The following is a 17,675-nucleotide window of genomic DNA, read 5'->3' on the forward strand; positions in this document are numbered from 1 at the left end:
TATGTCAGAAAAAAATAAGACTTCATCTAAGATTTTAAATTTTATCGTCACTAACAATACATATTTTATTTTGGTACTACTGTTTGTGATCTGCAGCCTTGCGTCAGAGCATTTCCTGACTCTGGCAAATCTTGTGAACATCTGTCAGCAGTATTCTGGAACGGTGATCGTATCCATCGGTATGCTGTTTGTGATTCTGACCGGAGGAATTGACCTGTCGGTTGGCTCCGTCATGGCTCTTGGCAGTGTTTTCTCAGCGTATGCCATGGTGGAACTGCATCTGCCGATTATTGTGTCCGTGATTTTATCCATGATTCTGGGGACTGTCTGCGGACTGATCACCGGTATTCTGGTAGCCAAGGCAAAGATTGCGGCGTTCGTGGCAAGCCTTGCGATGATGACTATCTGCAGGGGTGTCGCGTACATGATTTCAAATGGCACACCGATTAACACTCCGGCAGGATCCATCAGCAGACTGGGTACGGCTAAATTATTCCCGTTTCTGACGTGGCTTACGGTAATTGCGATTATCGTAGTGGCAGCCAGCGGATTTTGTCTTTACAAAACAGCGTGCGGACGGACCGTCATCATGATCGGAAGCAATCAGGAGGCCGTTCATCTGGCAGGCATCAGTGTAACGCCGCATCTGATATCCGTCTATGCAATCTCTGGTTTCTGCTCGGCACTCGGCGGCGTCATCGCCACATCGCGGACGGGTATCGGTTCCGGAGCGGTTGGACAGGGTCTGGAGCTTGACTGCATTGCGGCCTGTGTGATCGGAGGCGCTTCCTTAAGCGGAGGGTCCGGTTCTTCATTGAAGACAGTGGTCGGTGTTCTGGTACTGGCAATGATCGGAAACATTATGAATCTTCTGTCCGTGCCGTCTTATCCGCAGGACGTGATAAAGGGTATCATCATTATACTGGCAGTCCTGCTGCAGCAGGGAACAAGCAGAATCAATAAAAATTAGGAAAAGGAGAAGTGTGCTGTTATGAGAGGAACAATGAAAGCTTTACGCATGTATGCACCGTATGATTTTCGTATCGATGAGATTCCGATTCCGGAAATCGGGCCGGAAGAGATTTTGATTCAGGTGGAAGGCTGCGGTATCTGTGCCGGGGATATCAAGACACTCCATGGCGGTATCCGTGTGTGGGGTACCTCGCCCGAGACATGTAATATAGAAGCACCCGTGACAGGCGGTCACGAGTTTGTGGGACGTGTGGTAGAATATGGAGATAAGGTCCAGGGCGTGAAGATCGGGGACCGGATGGTCTCTGAGCAGATCGTGCCCTGCCGGGAGTGCAGATTCTGCAAGGCGGGCATTTATTCCATGTGTCAGCGCCATTATATCTATGGATTCCGTCAGGAGACCGCAGGAGGGATGGCAGAGTACATGAAATTTCATAAAAACGGAATTCATCATAAGCTGCCGGAAGGAATGACGGTGGAGCAGGGGGCGCTGATTGAGCCTTTGGCTTGTGCCATGCATGCGGTAGAGCGGGGGAATATCGGACACAACGATGTGGTGGTGATAAGCGGATTGGGAGCAATCGGACTGGGAATGGTCAGTGTGGCAAGAAAGCTGGAACCGAAACTGCTGATCGGTCTGGACCTGCGCCGTCAGCGCCTGGATAAGGCGCTGGAATACGGAGCGGATCTGGTGCTGAATCCGATGGAAACCGATGTGGCTGCCAGAATTAAGGAACTGACGGACGGTTACGGCTGTGACGTGTACATAGAGGCTTCCGGCAGTGAAAAAAGCGTAAAGCAGGGTCTTGCGTGCATTCGATTCCGCGGAACGTATGTGCAGTTCGGAGTATTCCCTGATGCGATAAACGTAGACTGGAACGACATAGGAGACGGCAAGGAGATTACGATCAACGGTTCCCACCTGGGCCCTTACTGCTATGAGCCCGTGATCCGGGGGATCATGGACGGAAGTATCCACACGGAAGGTCTGATGTCCCATAGGTTTCAGCTGGAGGACTGGAAGCAGGCATTTGAAGTGGCGGAGAAGGATCCGGATGCTTATAAGGTAATGCTGGTGCCGTGAATTGTAAAAGGGACTGGTTTAGAAAGGCTAGGGTGAAAGAATGTTAGTGAATTTAAAAACGGTATTGGAAGAGGCTGAGAGAGGGGCGTATGCGGTCGGTGCGTTTAACACGCCAAATCTGGAAAGTGTGATCGCGGTGCTGCAGGTGGCGGAGAGTCTGAAGGTTCCTGTAGTATTGCAGCATGCCGAGGTACATGAGACGGTCATTCCGATCTCGGTCATCGGTCCTATTATGGTAGATTTTGCGAAGAAGTCATCCGTTCCTGTCTGCGTGCAGCTGGACCATGGGGAAACCGGCGACTATATTAAAAAGGCACTGGATCTGGGCTTCACAGGCATTATGTATGACGGTTCCTCGCAGCCTTTTGAAGAAAATGTGGAGCAGACAAAAAAATATGTGGAACTTGCCGGATCCTTCGGCGCTTCCGTGGAGGGAGAGCTGGGAGATATGGGCAAAAGAAACACGGTCTATAAAAATGCCAGGGATAACGATGACCTGGGTAAGGTCTATACCGATCCGGAGGAGGCACGGGTATTTGTAGAACAGACGGGGGTGGCGGCGCTGGCGTGTTCCTTCGGAACGACCCATGGCTTCTACCTGTCAGAACCGGACCTCCGGATGGAAATCATCTCCCGGGTTCATGAAGAGGCAAATATCCCCGTTGTGATGCACGGCGGCTCCGGCGTCAGCGCGGAGGATTTTCAGGAATCCATCCGCTGCGGAGTGAGAAAAATCAATTATTATACGTATATGGCAAAAGCGGGAGCGGAATATGTGGGACAGAAAATGAAAGGGATTGCAACGCCGATTTATTTCCATGAAATCTGCAGCTGGGGTCAGGAAGGAATCAAGCAGGATGTGGAAAAGGCGGTGCGGGTATTTGCCGGAAATTACCTGTCACAGAGAGAAAGGGGAATTTAAACCTTGAAATACATAATGGGCCTGGATATCGGAACGACGGGGTGTAAGGCGAATGTCTTTGACCAGAATGGAAATGTCTGTGCGCACGCCTACAGGGAATATCTGTATCTTGAACGCGGAGGCATCATAGATGCCGAGGGCGTATGGGATGAGGTCTGCTCTGCAGTCGGAGAATGTACCGCTGATTTTCCTGAAATAGAGGCTATATGTACCACTTCCTTCGGGGAATCTGCAGTGCCTGTGGATGAACAGGGGAATGCTTTGAGCGGTGCGATCCTGTACACGAATGCCAATGCCGTCAAAGAATGGGAATACCTGGACCAGAAGGTTGGAAGTGCCAGGATCGCTGCGGTTACGGGTCATATTTCTCATCCTATGTATACGGTCAGCCGGCTGCTGTGGATGAAAAAGAATCAGGAGGAGCTGTACAAAAGGACTCATAAGTTCCTCTTCTTTGCAGGATTTATCGAGAGAAAACTGGGAGCAAAGTGTTGTGCGGAAAATACCCTGGCAGCCCGGAGTATGGCATATGATGTGCGAAAGGGTGTCTGGAGCACGGAAATCTGCCAGGCTGCCGGCATTGATATGGAAAAGCTTCCGAAGATCGTAAAGGCAGGAGACCAAATCGGACTGGTTTCGGAAAAGCTGGTGAAACAGTTTGGAATGAAGAAGTCTCCTGCGATTCTGGCGGGAGGCCATGACCAGCCCTGCGTGGCACTTGGAATGGGCGCCATTCACGGCGGAGATGTGGCTTACGGCATGGGAACCGTAGAGTGTTTTACTCTTGTTCTGGACGAATTTCAACAGTCAACGGCTATGCAGAAGGCGCATCTGGTCTGCGCGCCCCATGTAGCAGAGGGAAAATTCGTGACATACGGCGTGTTGTTTTCCGGAGGAATTGTACTGAGTGATCTCAGAAATAAGATGTATGGAAAAGAGCGTGAGGATGCCAGGCGGGAGGGCAGGGATGTCTATGAGGTCATGGTGGATGAAATGCCGGACAGCACAGAAGGACTCTATTATCTGCCGCATCTGGCGGGGACCGGAACGCCGCAGATGAACACTGCGGACCGGGGAGTGATCTATGGACTGACGATGGATACCGCCAGAGGAGCACTGGTACGGGCAGCCCTGGAGGGTATCGCTTACGATATGAGGCTGAATGTGGAAAACATGGAGGCATGCGGACTTCCGGTAAATCGGATTCTGGCAGCCGGGGGCGGGGCCAGGTCGGAAAAAGGTGTTCAGGTGCGCAGTGACATCCTGCAGCGAAATATCTATAAAACCAGAGACGTGCAGGCGGGTACAAGAGGTGTATATTATATAGCAGCCAAAGCCCTTGGCTGGATCGATGACTATGAAAACGGGATTCCGGTTCCGGATGGTGACTGGCTGGAACCGAAGTGTGATCCGGATGAAACAGATCAAAAATATAAGAAGTATCTGGAATTATATGAGCGTACGAAAGGATTATAAAATATATGAAATCTTTAGTTGTAACAACAGATCATAAATTAGAGGTTGTAGATCTGCCCGTACCGGAAATTGGGGATGACTGTGTGCTGACCAGGACGATTGCCAGCGGCATTTGTAATGGAACTGATATGAAGATCCTGCATGGCGAATTTAAAGGGATCAACCAGTATCCCTGTCTTCTGGGTCATGAGGCGGTCGGGGAAGTCATTGCTGTCGGAAAAAAAGTGAAGCGCTTCAAGAAAGGGGACCGGGTCATGGTGCCGTTTCTGGAGACGGATACAGACGGGAAATATGCAGGATATTATTCCTTCTGGAGCGGTTATTCTGAGTACACAGTGGCCAGGGATTACGAGGTGATGATGGAAGAGGGAAAGGGTCCGGGACATCCCGAATTCTGGGATGCCTATTATACACAGCAGGTTCTGCCCGATGATATTGATCCTGTGGAGGGTGTCATGATCATCACGTTCTGCGAGGTTTTGGCTGCTGTCAGGAACTTTGGTTTTGACCGGGAAAGCAGGGTTGCAGTATTTGGCGCCGGCCCTGTGGGTATGACCTTTATCAGGCTTATGAAACTTCTGGGAGTCCAAACGGTGATTTCCGTGGATGTCCTGGAGGAGAAGAGAAAAGAGGCCAAGAGGGCAGGGGCGGACGCCTTTGTGAACAGCAGCACGGAGGATGTGGTACAGAATATACGCAGGCTCGTCCCGGAAGGTGTGGACTACGTGCTGGACGCAGTGGGTGTGAATGGAATTATTAACACAGCCATGTATTTGCTGAAAGAAAACGGACAGATCTGTGTATACGGAATATGTCCCGAAAAGGAGATGCAGCTGTCCTGGAAAGATGCGCCGCAGAACTGGACACTACGTTTTTTACATGTACCGGTAAAGGAACAGCAGGCCGCGGCATTTCCGCAGATTGTGGAGTGGGTGCGTCAGGGAAACATAATATTAGGCGATTATATCTCTCACAGGGTACCGTTTTCACAGATCCTGGATGCGTTTGAGATGGTAGAGAAGCATGTTCCCACAAAAAAAATCGTAATTACCTATGAATAACTGCAAAATCACTTGAAAACATATCCTGTCATCAGCTATAGTTAGTAGAAGAACAGTGGCAGATTGCAAGGGAGGAAGCTATGACTGTATCAGACAGAAGACGGGAAATCTCTGATTTATTATTGCAGAAAGGCAAAGTAAAGGTAGGGGACCTGGCGCGAAGGTTTCAGGTGAGTACGGAGACCATCCGAAAAGATCTGTTGGAGCTGGAAGCCCAGGGATTTATCAAAAAAAATAAAGGTTCTGCGGAAGTGCTGGTGGAGACCAGTGCCAGTGCATATTCCCGGAAATCGGAAAAATTCATAGAGACGAAGAAGAAGATAGCAAGAGAAGCTGCCCGGCTGATCCCTTCTCACAGTGTGATCTTTATCGATGCGGGCAGTACGAACTACCAGCTGGCCCGCCAGCTGATCATGCGAAAGGATATCATTGTAGTTACGAATTTCACACCGATCGCGGAACTGATGAACGCCAATGAGATCAAGGTGATCCTTATCGGTGGTGAAATCCGTCAGGTCAGCGGGGCAACCACGGGAATGCTGGCGGCTTACTGCATTGACCATGTACATGCGGATCTGGCATTTTTGGGAACAAGCGGATTTTTGGATTCCAGCGGACCCTGCGTGGAGAATTTTCCGGAGGCGGATGTAAAAAGAAGGATGCTGCAGAATGCCGCTAAGTCTTACGTGCTCGCTGACAGCAGCAAAGCGAGCACCAAGGCGATTGTGAAATACGCAGAATGGAGTGAAATCACAGGATTGCTGACCGATGATCAGCTGGACTGCAGGGTCATGGAGAGCCTGGAAAAAGAAGTGAATGTGATAACTGTGAATACGGAAGAGAAGGAATGACCTGTGTCGGTTATAAAAAAGGAGTGCAGACATGGAGTGGATGGATAATGTTAACGGACTGCAGCATATAGGGATACCCGCCAGTGATATGAAAGAGACAGAGGAATTCTACAAAAAGCTTGGATTTGAGCCGGTGCTTAGGACAGATAACGGAGGGATTCCGGTGGTGTTTCTGAAGCTGAAGGAGCTGGTGCTGGAGACTTACGAGTGTGAAAGCCCCGCCGGGTGTCCCGGTGTGATCGACCATTTTGCCATTGATGTGAAGGACCTGGATGAGGCCTTTGCTTATGTTGAGTCATTGGGAGTCAGAATTCTGGAACCGATCACTCATCTGTCTTTCTGGGAAAACGGGGTTCGATATTTTATCGCGGAGGGACCAAATCAGGAAAAGATTGAGTTTGCCCAATATTTATAGGAAATTTGAAAAAGCGTCTGAGCGAAAGCCGGGTGCTTTTTTATTTACAGGAAATTCCAGCAGATGTAGACAATAAACTTAAAGTAATTCCCGTCAAATCTGGTATAGTGATAGTAATATGGGGTGAGTGCATCCTGAAGGAGGCGAAAGCTATGGGAATGAAGGTTATTATTGTGGACGATGAGAAGAAGATCTGTCAGCTGATTCAGTTTCTGGTGGACTGGGAGAAAATGGGGCTCGAAGTCGCGGGCGTGGCATATAACGGTATAGACGCCCTTCGCCTGGTTGAGGAACTGGAACCGGCGATCATCATCACAGACATCAAGATGCCCGGATGTGACGGCCTGGAACTGATACAGCAGGTTCAGCAGCGGAAGCAGGACATACACTTTATTATTATCAGTGGTTATCAGGACTTTGAGTATGCGAGGAAGGCCATTCGATACGGCGTCCGTGATTATCTCTCCAAACCGGTCCAGAAAGATGAGCTGGAGGAGACACTGCAGCGGGTGGCTGCGGAGAGACTGGAAAATCAGGAACATGAACAGAATGTCAATATATTGAGAAATAAGGTGCAGCAGCAGTCTACGCAGATCAAGCAGACATTTCTGAAGAATCTGGTCAGTCAGGAGCTGGATGATCTGCAGTGCCGGGATCTGGAGTCAATCAACAGCCGATACCACTGCAGGTTTCAGCCAGGGTGTTTCCGGGTGCTGCTGGTAAAGCCGGATTTTGAGGAGACGGAAGAATATGATCTGATCTATCGCCAGATCACGAGGAAAGTCGGAGAGATCAGCAGGAAAGAATTTATGGAAGAATGTTTTGAAATCATTACATATGAACATGATCTGGGCACTTATGTCCTCCTGAACTATCCGGCGGAGGGAATCCATGAATTTCGCTGGCGGTTGAAACACATCCGCGTCAATACGGCAAATCTGCATGAAATCTTTCAGGACATCCATGTGACGGTGGGAATTGGGCGCGAGGCAAAAGAGCTGTGGCAGATCGGACAGTCGCTGTCGGATGCGAAAAGCGCCATACTGAACCGTATCTGCCTTGGCAGTGATAAGATCATCGGGGTGGACGAAGAATCAGAGGCGAAGGTTTTTGATCCTTACACGCTGACAGACGGTGATTTCAAGAACCGTTTTCTGGAAATGACCGACATGTATGATCTGGACGGAATCGCACAGCAGCTTGGAATCCTGAACGAAGTATGCAGGAGCAGGCAGGAATGCGATGGAAATTCAATCTACCTTGCGCTGAAGGAGCTGTTCGGGCTTTTTGTGCTGCAGTTAAAAAAGAATAAAATGATGAGCAGTGAGGAGTGGATGAGGGAAGAGTTTCGGCATGTGTTTTACCGCTGCACTTCGGTGGACGAAGTTTTCGAAAAGTTTCTGGGTCTGATCAGTATGATCATTGAGAAGGAAATTGAGCAGAACCGTATGGTAGAGATCAAACCGATTAAAATGGTCAAATCTTATGTTCAGAATCATTACGCCCAGCAGATCAAGCTGGAAGAAATGAGTGAGATGGCGGGGTTTAATTCCGCATATTTTTCTACCATGTTTAAAAAAGAAACCGGACAGACGCTGACAGAGTATATTCTTCAGGTGCGTATGGAGAAGGCCAGGGAGCTGTTGAAGAACAAGGAAATTAAGGTCAATGATATACCGGAACTCATCGGAATCGGGGACGCCAAATATTTTTCGAAACAGTTTAAGAAAGTCAGCGGACTGACGCCCTCGCAGTACCGCAAATTTTTCGGATAGGAGGCGCTATGAAAAAGACAGAATTCTGGTATGGGAAACTGAAGTTCTGGATCCGCGGCATGTATGTCGTGATGGGGATACTGCTGGTGCTTCTGCTGTTGGCAGCCGCCAATAAAATTGCTTTTTCCGAGACCCTGGAAGTGGTGTTTGCAGTTGCGGCAGGGCTGGCGATTGCAGGTTCCTATGCTGCGGGAAAACTGTATATCCTGGGGCCTATGAAAAATCTGAGTCAGGCGTTTGAGCTTTTTAACCACGGGTATATCTATGATGAGGTATTTCACAATAATTTCTCCATGGACGAGGAGATGAAAAAGGCGCTGGAAAAGTTTGCAGTTATGATAGACCGCAACCACGCCGTCAATATGGCGGAAAAACAGGTGGAATATCTCGCTTTGCAGAATCAGATCAACCCTCATTTCCTGTACAACACTCTGGAATCCATCCGGGCGGAAGCGCTGCTGGCGGGACAGGCATCGATTGCGGGAATGTCGGAGGCTCTGGCGAAATTCTTTCGTTATACCATCACCAACAAGGAGAACATCGTGACGCTGGCGGACGAGCTGGACAGTGTGAAAAATTATTTTCTGATTCAGAAATACCGGTTTGAGGAGCGCATTAATCTGGAAATACACTGCGACGATGAAGAACTGCTGTTTCAGTGCAGGATCCTCAAACTGACGCTTCAGCCCCTTGTGGAGAACGCGATCCAGCACGGACTGGAGGCTACGATCGGGGAGGGAACGATCGAGATTGACATTGAGAGGACGAGCACACGGGTATTTATCTCCGTACGCGATTACGGCGTCGGAATGGATGAGGAAAAAATCATCGAATTGAACCGCATGTTCCAGGAACCGGATAAGCAGATTACGGCTGCATTTTCCAAGAAAAAGTCAGGAATCGCGCTGCGCAATGTGAATGCCCGGATAAAGCTGCTCTTTGGCACGCAGTATGGATTGCATGTACTGGGATCAACGTATTCCGGGACGGAGATAAGGATCACGCTGCCATATCTGGATGAGGAGGCGGCGAAAAAGTATATGAAGAAGATAGAGATGAACCAGGAAGAGGGAGTGCGTTGAAAAAAGAAGTACTGAGAATACAAAGCGGCATTAAAAAGACGGGGATCACCGAGCGGATCCTGGATTTTTCGATTCAGATCTACCGTGATGAGATCTGCGGGCTGATCGTGGAGAACAATCTGGAAAGGAAATGTCTGGTTGATATATTATCGGGGGATCTGCGGCTCGATTACGGATGGGTTTATTTTGAGGATACGGAACTTTCCTGGGATACGTATGACAGGATACTGCAGGAGCATGTATTCGCCATGAACCGGAAAGACCGCTGCGTCAGGCAGCTGAGGGTCAAGGAGTATGTGTTTGTGCTGCATGGGGGAATCAGGCTGATCGCAGGGACGGGCAAACTTTGTGCGTCTGCGGGTCAGCTGTTTCAGGAGCTTGGATGCAGCATAGATCCGGAGGAAATGATCGGGAACCTTCTGTTACACCAGCGAAAGGAAGTGGAACTGATCCATGCCTATGTCTCGGGGAAAAAGCTGGTTGTCATATCAGACATGGATGAATTTTTTACCGAGGAGACCATCACAGAATTTTTCGGGTTGATACTGAGGCTGAAAGAGCTTGGCATGGATTTTCTTATCGTCTCCAATCATACCAGGGTGCTGTTCGGATATACGGAGTATATGTATGTGTTCTCCCACGGGAGGACGCGGCATCGGATTTTGAGACAGAGATACAGTCTGGAACATCTGTATACGGTACTTCTGGAAAGCTTTAATGTGAACGATTCTTTATCAGAAACAAGAAGCGTGGGGCGCACCGTGCTGCGGTTTTCAGATGTGGAAACCGACCGCTGTGAGCGCATAAGCATTGAGGTGCATGAGGGAGAGATCGTAAATTTCGTGAACATGGATACCGGGAACTGGAGGATACTCGCGGACATCCTGAGCGGTGATGTTCCGGTGAGAAAGGGCAAGATATACATACTGGAGAAAGAGTTCCGGCCGCGGATGTTCAGTGATGCGGTTGAACATGGAATTGGCATCATCGAAGAAAACTCCTATGAGGCATATTCATATTTTGATGCTTCGATTCTGGATAATATCTCGATGGTGATGTCCAGGAAACTTGGAATCAATGGATTTTCGCCGAAATATATGAAATGCCTGGAGGAAGAACTCCTCGCCACAGGAGAGTTTGACAGTGAGGAGCTCCATAAATCCGTCTACAAGGCCGGGCCTTACCTGCTTCAAAAAGCAGCATATTACCGGTGGATTCTTTATCGCCCCCGTGTCATCGTCTGCCTGAGGCCGTTCTCGGCAGCTGACTATAATATCCAGAAATTAACACAGCATCTGATCCGCGTTGCGGTGAACAGCGGCATTGCAGTTATCATCCTGACGATGTCAGTCTCAGAGGCCAGTATCATGGGGGAGCGGACGATCGTGATGAAGGGCGGGGAAATGTATGAAAAGAACCGGCAGGATATCAGACAGCTGTTTGAATAAAGAAGTTTCCAAAAATCGTACACCTTTTTCTAAAAAACGTAAGTGTTGTATTTGTAAAAGTACTGTTACAATGAATTTACAAAAAACGTATCGATACGAATTGAAGATGATTGAGAACAGGAAACGATGACTGACAAGAAGGAGAAGAAATATGAAGAAGATGTTAGCAATGTTGGTAGCCGGATGTATGATATTTTCGATGATGGCTTGCGGAGGCAGTTCGGATTCCAAAGAAACTTCCGGGGACACGGACAGCAAGGCTCAGGAGAGCACGGAGGCGAAGAGTGACGAAGGTTCCGATGCAGGCGAATCAGGCGAACTCGATACGAGTAAACTGTCGATCGGCGTGGTCATGAAGCTGTACGATGAATTCCAGAATAAGGTTATCGACGGTGCCGAGGATGCGGCGAAAGAGATCGGAGCAAAGATCTCCTGTATCGCCCCGGATGATATCACAGATGCTGCACAGCAGGTACAGATGATTGAGAACTTTATCTCTCAGGATGTGGATATCCTGCTGGTAGACCCGAATATCGCAGATTCAGTGCTCAACGTTCTGAACGATGCGGTAGCAAAAGATATCAAGGTGGTCCTCGTAGATACGGATTCACCGAACTTCGAAAACCCGGTTACTTATGTGGGAACGGCAAACTATGATGCTGCTTTTGAAGGCGCAAAAGAATTTGCATCCAGGCTGCCGGAAGGCGCAAATGTTGTGATCGCAACCGGACAGCAGGGTGACGATAATCATGAAAAACGCTCAAAAGGCTATAAGGATGCGATGGAAGAAGCAGGGTGCAACGTATTGGATCTTCAGTACTGTGATAACTCCGCAGACCTCACCGCTTCACAGGTGGAAGACTGGTTCCAGAAATACGGTGTGGATGGTATTGATGCCGTGATGTGTACAGATGACGACGCTTCTATGGGTGCAATCCAGGCGATCAAACAGAACAATGCAACAGACAAGATCAAAGTCTGCAGCTTTAACGGATTCCAGGTGGCGATTCAGCAGATCGAGCAGGGCAACATGGAGATGACGATCGCTCAGCAGCCGTATAAGATGGGTTATGACAGCGTGATGTGCGGCGTCGGCGCGCTGAAAGGCGAGACGTATGAACGTCAGATTCCGGTGGACGTTGAGATCATCGATGCATCGAATTATGAGGATTACAAGGAATAATCATCAGCTGAGAAACGAGTAGTAGATGGGCTGCCACGGCGGCCCATTTGTTTTAAAAATTCGAATAGAAATGAAGGTGGAGTGTTTGCAGGAGCAGGGTATAGCCGTAGAATTAAAAGATATCGTAAAAAACTTTCCGGGTGTGCGCGCACTGGACGGAGTCTCACTGGCGCTGAAGAAGGGAGAGGTCCACGGACTGATCGGTGAGAACGGTGCAGGAAAATCCACACTGATCAAGACGTTTACCGGCGTACATAAACCAGATAAAGGAAAAATCTTCTGTGAAGGTCAGGAAGTGACATTTTCCGGACCGCTGGATGCCAAAAAACGAGGCATTGCATGCGTTTATCAGGAACTGAATATTGTGGCCGAATTGAATGCGACAGACAATATGTTTCTTGGAAATATGAAACATAAAGGAAATTCCTGTTTTCTGGATTATACGTATATGAATCAGAAGACAAAGGAAGTCATGAAATCTATGAATCAGGACATCGACCTGACGAAGATCTGCGGCAACATGGGTATGGGCCAGCTGCAGATGATCGAGATCGGGAAATCTATCCTCCAGGAGGCGAAGGTATTGATTCTGGATGAGCCGACGTCGAGTCTGGGCGAGCAGGAGACGAAGGAGCTCTTTAAGGCAGTCAATCTGCTGAAGAGTCAGGGAATGGCGATCCTGTTTGTGTCCCACAAGCTGGAAGAGATCTTCGAGCTGTGTGATGTCGTGACCGTCATGCGTGACGGAAAGCACGTGATAACGATGGATACGGACCAGATGACGCAGGATGATCTGATCACTTATATGGTGGGAAGAAGCCTCGACAACCTGTATCCGAAAGTGGAAGCAGAGATCAAAGACGTGGCGCTGGAAGTGAAACATCTTACCAGAAAGGGCGTGTATAACGATATCAGCTTTTCGGTACGGCGCGGTGAGATCCTTGGATTTGCAGGACTGGTAGGTGCCGGGCGTACGGAGGTGTTCCGAGGTATCTTTGCGGCAGATCCGATCGACGGAGGAGAAGTGTACGTGGACGGGCGGAAATGCACAATCAAAAGTCCCGGGGAGGCTATCAAGAGTAAAATCGCCTTCCTGACAGAGGACAGGAAAGGCCAGGGGCTGGTACTGACTGAGAGTATCAGTAAAAATATCGCACTGGTCAATATGGGAAGTCTATCCAGGGGTCTGTTTGTGGATGACGATAAACTGAGAAAACAGGCGGAAGACACTGTTGAAAAGTTAAAGATCAAAACAGACAGTATTAATAAAAATTCCGGAGACTTAAGCGGCGGCAACCAGCAGAAAGTCGTAATCGGAAAGTGGATTAACACGGATGCAGACATTTTTATCTTTGATGAACCGACCCGCGGTATCGATGTCGGAGCCAAAATAGAGGTTTATAACATCATCAATGAGCTGGTCAGAGAGGGAAAAGCAGTTGTCATGATTTCCTCAGAGCTTCCTGAGATCCTCGGAATGTGCGACCGTGTCATCGTCATGAGACATGGCCATATCACGGGAGAGATCGAAAGGGACAGCAATGAGTTTGACCAGGAAAGTATTATGAAAGCTGCATGGGAGGTTGGTTGAGATGAAAAATAAAATATTTAAGAATGAAAAATTTTCGAGCATATTAGGTCCGCTTATCGCATTGCTTGTTCTGTGCGTGCTGCTGACCGTCGTAACTGATCAGTTTTTTAAGACAAGTAATTTTCTGAATATTCTGAGGCAGGCGGCCATCAATGCGCTGGTATCCTTCGGTATGTTGTTTGTACTCCTGACTGGGGGAATTGACCTGTCTGTCGGTGCAACGATCGCTTGTTCCGGCTGTATGATGGGTATTATGATCAAAGGCGGTATTACAAATACCTTTCTGCTGCTGCTGGTGGGTATGCTCTGCGGCCTGGTCATCGGATTGATCAACGGACTTCTGTTCACGAAGCTGGATCTTCCGCATCCGTTTGTATCGACTCTCGGAACACAGCTGGTGATTCGGGGATTCTGCCTCTGGATTACGGGTTCGGCATCCATGTCAGGTTTTCCGGATGGTGTTATGTGGCTCGGATATCAGAACATTGCCGGTTTTCCGATTTGCTTTATCCTTGTCATTGTGGTAGCCATTGTGGCGTCCATATTCCTGAACAGAACGGCATTCGGACGTTATATCTATTCCATCGGCGGAAACAGAGAAGCGGCGCGTCTGTCCGGTATCAAGGTGAAACCGCTGTTAAACCTGACATACATCTTATCCGGTCTTCTCGCAGCACTTGCCGGCATCGTGATGATCGGACGTGTCAGCCTTGCATATCCGAATGCCGGTGACGGTTATGAGATGAATGCGATCGCTGCATGTGTCATCGGCGGAGCCTCCTTTAACGGCGGCCGCGGCAGTGTAGGCGGTACTCTGATCGGTGCGCTGATCATCGCTGTCCTGAACAACGGACTGAATCTTCTGGGGGCACAGTCGGATATCCAGAAGATGATCCTCGGACTGGTGGTAATCCTTGCGGTATTCGTGGATGTGGTCCGCGGCAAGCAGGAAGAGAAATCAAGAAGACTTGCACAGGCACGTCAATAAAAAATTAAACCAATTATATGATGTTGGGGTCAAAAGACCTTTTGACCCCAACTGATGCCTACGGCTTGCTCCGCACCTCGTGCTCCCGCAATCCTGTAAACATTCGGAATCCGCTGATTTACTGAGTAAATCGCTTCTTCCTCATGTTTGGCGGGTCCCAAGATCAAATGCCTTATCATGCAAGCATGAACGGTATTTGACATTTTGACCCTGGCATCATTATATTCTTTTCAATTCTTCTAAATGGCGGAAGCCCCGTATGGAATGATCCATACAGGGCTTCTGCTCATTAGTATGTAAAATATTTAAGGAAGCAGTGTTTTGCACGACGCGCGCTCGATCAGGCGGCAGGGGAGTTTGATCCTCATAGCTGCCTGGCTTTTGGGAGTCAGGATATGGTACAGAATGTGTGCACCGTAATTCCCCATCTCATAGGCCGGAGCGTGAAGCGTCGTGAGCGGCGGAGTCGTAAACTCCGTCATCGTGATATTATCAAATCCCATCAGCGAGATATCTTCCGGAACGGACAGTCCGTGTTCGTTCAGCGCTTTTAAGGCGCCGATGGCGATCAGATCACTTGCTGCAAATATGGCTGTTGGAAGGGCTGCGTCCTGCAGCAGATCCGACATCATTTCATAGCCGGAGGTTACGGTAAATGCGCCTTCTTTCATATAAGGCTGATAATCGATGCTGTGCTCCTCACAGAAACGAATGAAGACTTCTCGGCGCATATCGGTAAAAGGTTCGGACTCAGAAACATACTCTTTTCCGGTCAAAAATCCGATCTTCTGATGACCAAGTCCGGTAAGATACTGCAGTGCAGACCGGACAGCCTGTTCAAAATCCAGCGTAATCGTGGAAATATCAATATTGTCGACTGCCATATCCAGAAACAGGATGCTGTCTGTAATATTTCGAAAATATTCAATTTCTTTTTCACTGAATTTTCCGATACAGATCAGACCATCAACTCCCTTGAGCTGCTCGGCATATCCGAGATCGGCTTTATAGGTCCTGATCACGTGGATACAGTGATCACGGCAGTAATCCTCGATGCCCTGACGAATCCTGAGATAATAACTGTCATCGATTTCCTGCTGGGCGGAAAACCACTGGACGATACCGAGAGCGTAAGACGTTTTGACAGAACGTCTTTTTTTTATATAGTTTAGTGCCTTGGCAGTTTCCAGAACCTTCTGACGGGTTTCGGGTGTAACATTTAAGGAGGAATCCTGATTGAGAATCCGTGAAACAGTGGCACTTGAGACATTTGCTGCCTCAGCAATATCCTTAATTGTAGTCATGCGTGCGCCTCCCGGTAAATATTTACGAAATAACAAGTTAATATTATACCAAAACAATAAAAAAGGGAAGAGGATCAAATGAAAAATTTGTATTTTGTGGAAAACACACAAAGATTGCGATAAAAATTAGGTTATTTATTGAGTAAAAAACAATTGATATTTTAGTAAAATAGTAATATGATTTACTTAAGAAGCAGATGTAAGGCATTGGAGGGAACACAATATGGAAGATTCCAAAACTTTGACAGCCGGGTTGGAACGTGGAGACTATGATGAAAAACTGAAAGAGATTTATCTGGACGAGAGTGTGCTGGAATATCAGAAAAAGCGCTATATACAGGCGTTAAACCGCTATGAAGTGCTGTTTGGCGGGGGGAAGGTATCCATTTACAGCGCACCTGGAAGAAGCGAGGTAGGAGGAAACCATACGGACCATCAGCGGGGAATGGTGCTGGCTGCCTCCATCAATCTGGATGCGGTAGCAGTGGCCGGAAAAAATCAGGAAAACTGTGTAAAGGTTGTATCGGACGGATATGAAATGTCCGTTGTGCCGCTTGATGATCTGGAAAAGAAAAAGGAAGAGGCGGGGACTTCGGCCGGACTGATCCGCGGAGTGCTTGCAGGTCTTAGGAGCAGGGGATATCTTCTGGGCGGATGCAGCCTGTATGTGACGAGCGATGTACTGATCGGAGCAGGCCTTTCCTCCTCGGCGGCGTTTGAGACGATACTGGGCACGGTAATATCCGGGCTTTTTAATGATATGAAAGTGGGCGCGGTGGAAATTGCACAGATCGGGCAGTTTGCAGAGAACGTATACTTTGAGAAGCCGTGCGGACTGATGGACCAGACGGCGTGTTCTGTCGGCGGCATGATTCACATTGATTTTCAGGAGCCGAAACAGCCGGTTGTAAGAAAACTGAATGTGGATCTGGAGCAGTATGCTTACAGTCTGTGTATTGTGGACACCAAGGGTTCACACGAAGACCTGACAGATGATTATGCGCAGATTCCGCTGGAGATGAAGGCTGCCGCTGCTTATTTTGGCAAGGAAGTACTGAGAAACGTAGAGGAAAAGGATCTGTACTTACATATGGCGGACATGAGAAAAGAGCTGGGTGACAGGCCGGTACTGCGTGCGATACATTTTTTTGAAGAAAACAAAAGAGTGGAGAAACAGGCAAAAGCCCTGGAAGACGGAAGGTTTGAAAGCTTTTTGAGACTGGTGAAAGAATCCGGGAATTCATCCTTTCAGTATCTTCAGAATGTGTACACGAACCATGATGTGCAGAATCAGAGCATGTCCGTCGGACTTGCTGTCAGTGAGAGCGTACTGGGGGATCACGGTGTGTGCAGAGTACATGGGGGCGGTTTCGCCGGGACGATTCAGGCATTTGTGGAGAATGATTTTGTCGGCGAGTATAAAGAAGCGGTGGAACGGCTTTTTGGCGATGGAGCCTGTCACGTGCTGAAAGTCAGAAAATACGGCGGAATAAAGGTACTGTAAAGGTAAAGGAAAGGAGATA

The 17,675-nt window shown here is 48.5% G+C and carries 15 protein-coding genes; 14 read left to right on the forward strand and 1 reads right to left on the reverse strand.

Translation table 11 applies throughout. The features are described 5' to 3' along the window. Position 1: 1 nt before the first annotated feature. From NQ502_RS12715 to NQ502_RS12775, 13 genes are all read left to right on the forward strand, one after another. Positions 2–970 carry an ABC transporter permease gene (locus NQ502_RS12715; RefSeq protein ID WP_028529295.1) on the forward strand — a complete coding sequence of 323 codons (969 nt, stop codon included), beginning with the start codon at positions 2–4 and terminating at the stop codon, positions 968–970. 21 nt (positions 971–991) lie between these two features. Beyond that, the gene (locus NQ502_RS12720) at positions 992–2,056 is read left to right on the forward strand and encodes a zinc-binding dehydrogenase (RefSeq protein WP_028529296.1); all 1,065 of its coding nucleotides are present in this window, start codon (positions 992–994) and stop codon (positions 2,054–2,056) included. A gap of 40 nt (positions 2,057–2,096) precedes the next feature. After that, positions 2,097–2,978 carry a class II fructose-bisphosphate aldolase gene (locus NQ502_RS12725; protein WP_028529297.1) on the forward strand — a complete coding sequence of 294 codons (882 nt, stop codon included), beginning with the start codon at positions 2,097–2,099 and terminating at the stop codon, positions 2,976–2,978. A 3-nt stretch (positions 2,979–2,981) separates the two neighbouring features. Continuing rightward, entirely contained in the window at positions 2,982–4,454 is a 1,473-nt protein-coding gene (locus tag NQ502_RS12730; protein WP_148511943.1) for an FGGY-family carbohydrate kinase, read from the forward strand. A 5-nt stretch (positions 4,455–4,459) separates the two neighbouring features. Next, on the forward strand, positions 4,460–5,515 hold the full coding sequence (locus tag NQ502_RS12735; protein ID WP_028529299.1) for a zinc-dependent alcohol dehydrogenase: 1,056 nt from the start codon (positions 4,460–4,462) through the stop codon (positions 5,513–5,515). Between the two features lie 80 nt (positions 5,516–5,595). Further along, entirely contained in the window at positions 5,596–6,366 is a 771-nt protein-coding gene (locus NQ502_RS12740) for a DeoR/GlpR family DNA-binding transcription regulator (RefSeq protein WP_028529300.1), read from the forward strand. 31 nt (positions 6,367–6,397) lie between these two features. Further along, positions 6,398–6,781, forward strand: coding sequence for a VOC family protein (locus tag NQ502_RS12745; protein WP_028529301.1), 384 nt, complete (start codon positions 6,398–6,400; stop codon positions 6,779–6,781). A gap of 152 nt (positions 6,782–6,933) precedes the next feature. After that, positions 6,934–8,556 carry a response regulator gene (locus tag NQ502_RS12750; RefSeq protein WP_028529302.1) on the forward strand — a complete coding sequence of 541 codons (1,623 nt, stop codon included), beginning with the start codon at positions 6,934–6,936 and terminating at the stop codon, positions 8,554–8,556. Positions 8,557–8,564: 8 nt separating this feature from the next. After that, the gene (locus NQ502_RS12755; protein WP_049898252.1) at positions 8,565–9,638 is read left to right on the forward strand and encodes a sensor histidine kinase; all 1,074 of its coding nucleotides are present in this window, start codon (positions 8,565–8,567) and stop codon (positions 9,636–9,638) included. Next, the gene (locus tag NQ502_RS12760; RefSeq protein WP_028529303.1) at positions 9,635–11,086 is read left to right on the forward strand and encodes a hypothetical protein; all 1,452 of its coding nucleotides are present in this window, start codon (positions 9,635–9,637) and stop codon (positions 11,084–11,086) included. Before NQ502_RS12755 ends, NQ502_RS12760 begins: the two co-directional genes overlap by 4 nt. A gap of 151 nt (positions 11,087–11,237) precedes the next feature. After that, a complete protein-coding gene (locus NQ502_RS12765) occupies positions 11,238–12,269 on the forward strand; it encodes a sugar ABC transporter substrate-binding protein (protein ID WP_028529304.1) in 1,032 nt (343 codons plus the stop codon). A gap of 85 nt (positions 12,270–12,354) precedes the next feature. After that, positions 12,355–13,860 carry a sugar ABC transporter ATP-binding protein gene (locus NQ502_RS12770; protein ID WP_242830281.1) on the forward strand — a complete coding sequence of 502 codons (1,506 nt, stop codon included), beginning with the start codon at positions 12,355–12,357 and terminating at the stop codon, positions 13,858–13,860. Between the two features lies 1 nt (position 13,861). Then, the gene (locus NQ502_RS12775; RefSeq protein ID WP_044983371.1) at positions 13,862–14,848 is read left to right on the forward strand and encodes an ABC transporter permease; all 987 of its coding nucleotides are present in this window, start codon (positions 13,862–13,864) and stop codon (positions 14,846–14,848) included. Positions 14,849–15,153: 305 nt separating this feature from the next. Here the strand turns inward: NQ502_RS12775 and NQ502_RS12780 are convergent, their stop codons facing one another. Further along, positions 15,154–16,152, reverse strand: a complete 999-nt coding sequence (locus tag NQ502_RS12780) for a LacI family DNA-binding transcriptional regulator (protein ID WP_028529917.1) — start codon at positions 16,150–16,152, stop codon at positions 15,154–15,156. A 223-nt stretch (positions 16,153–16,375) separates the two neighbouring features. On the opposite strand from NQ502_RS12780, the gene NQ502_RS12785 reads away from it, so the two are divergent. Then, complete coding sequence (locus tag NQ502_RS12785; RefSeq protein ID WP_028529918.1) at positions 16,376–17,656, forward strand: galactokinase; 1,281 nt, start codon at positions 16,376–16,378, stop codon at positions 17,654–17,656. Positions 17,657–17,675 lie beyond the last annotated feature (19 nt).

The organism is Ruminococcus gauvreauii, from assembly GCF_025151995.1.
Classification (GTDB): Bacteria; Bacillota; Clostridia; order Lachnospirales; family Lachnospiraceae; genus Ruminococcus_G; species Ruminococcus_G gauvreauii.

Bases quoted from the DNA above. Each gene is read 5' to 3' on its own strand.
- NQ502_RS12785 (WP_028529918.1), top strand. From the start codon at position 16,376: ATGGAAGATTCCAAAACTTTGACAGCCGGGTTGGAACGTGGAGACTAT.
- NQ502_RS12740 (WP_028529300.1), top strand. From the start codon at position 5,596: ATGACTGTATCAGACAGAAGACGGGAAATCTCTGATTTATTATTGCAG.
- NQ502_RS12765 (WP_028529304.1), top strand. From the start codon at position 11,238: ATGAAGAAGATGTTAGCAATGTTGGTAGCCGGATGTATGATATTTTCG.
- NQ502_RS12780 (WP_028529917.1), bottom strand. From the start codon at position 16,152: ATGACTACAATTAAGGATATTGCTGAGGCAGCAAATGTCTCAAGTGCC.
- NQ502_RS12720 (WP_028529296.1), top strand. From the start codon at position 992: ATGAGAGGAACAATGAAAGCTTTACGCATGTATGCACCGTATGATTTT.
- NQ502_RS12775 (WP_044983371.1), top strand. From the start codon at position 13,862: ATGAAAAATAAAATATTTAAGAATGAAAAATTTTCGAGCATATTAGGT.
- NQ502_RS12750 (WP_028529302.1), top strand. From the start codon at position 6,934: ATGGGAATGAAGGTTATTATTGTGGACGATGAGAAGAAGATCTGTCAG.
- NQ502_RS12745 (WP_028529301.1), top strand. From the start codon at position 6,398: ATGGAGTGGATGGATAATGTTAACGGACTGCAGCATATAGGGATACCC.
- NQ502_RS12715 (WP_028529295.1), top strand. From the start codon at position 2: ATGTCAGAAAAAAATAAGACTTCATCTAAGATTTTAAATTTTATCGTC.
- NQ502_RS12735 (WP_028529299.1), top strand. From the start codon at position 4,460: ATGAAATCTTTAGTTGTAACAACAGATCATAAATTAGAGGTTGTAGAT.
- NQ502_RS12755 (WP_049898252.1), top strand. From the start codon at position 8,565: ATGAAAAAGACAGAATTCTGGTATGGGAAACTGAAGTTCTGGATCCGC.
- NQ502_RS12725 (WP_028529297.1), top strand. From the start codon at position 2,097: ATGTTAGTGAATTTAAAAACGGTATTGGAAGAGGCTGAGAGAGGGGCG.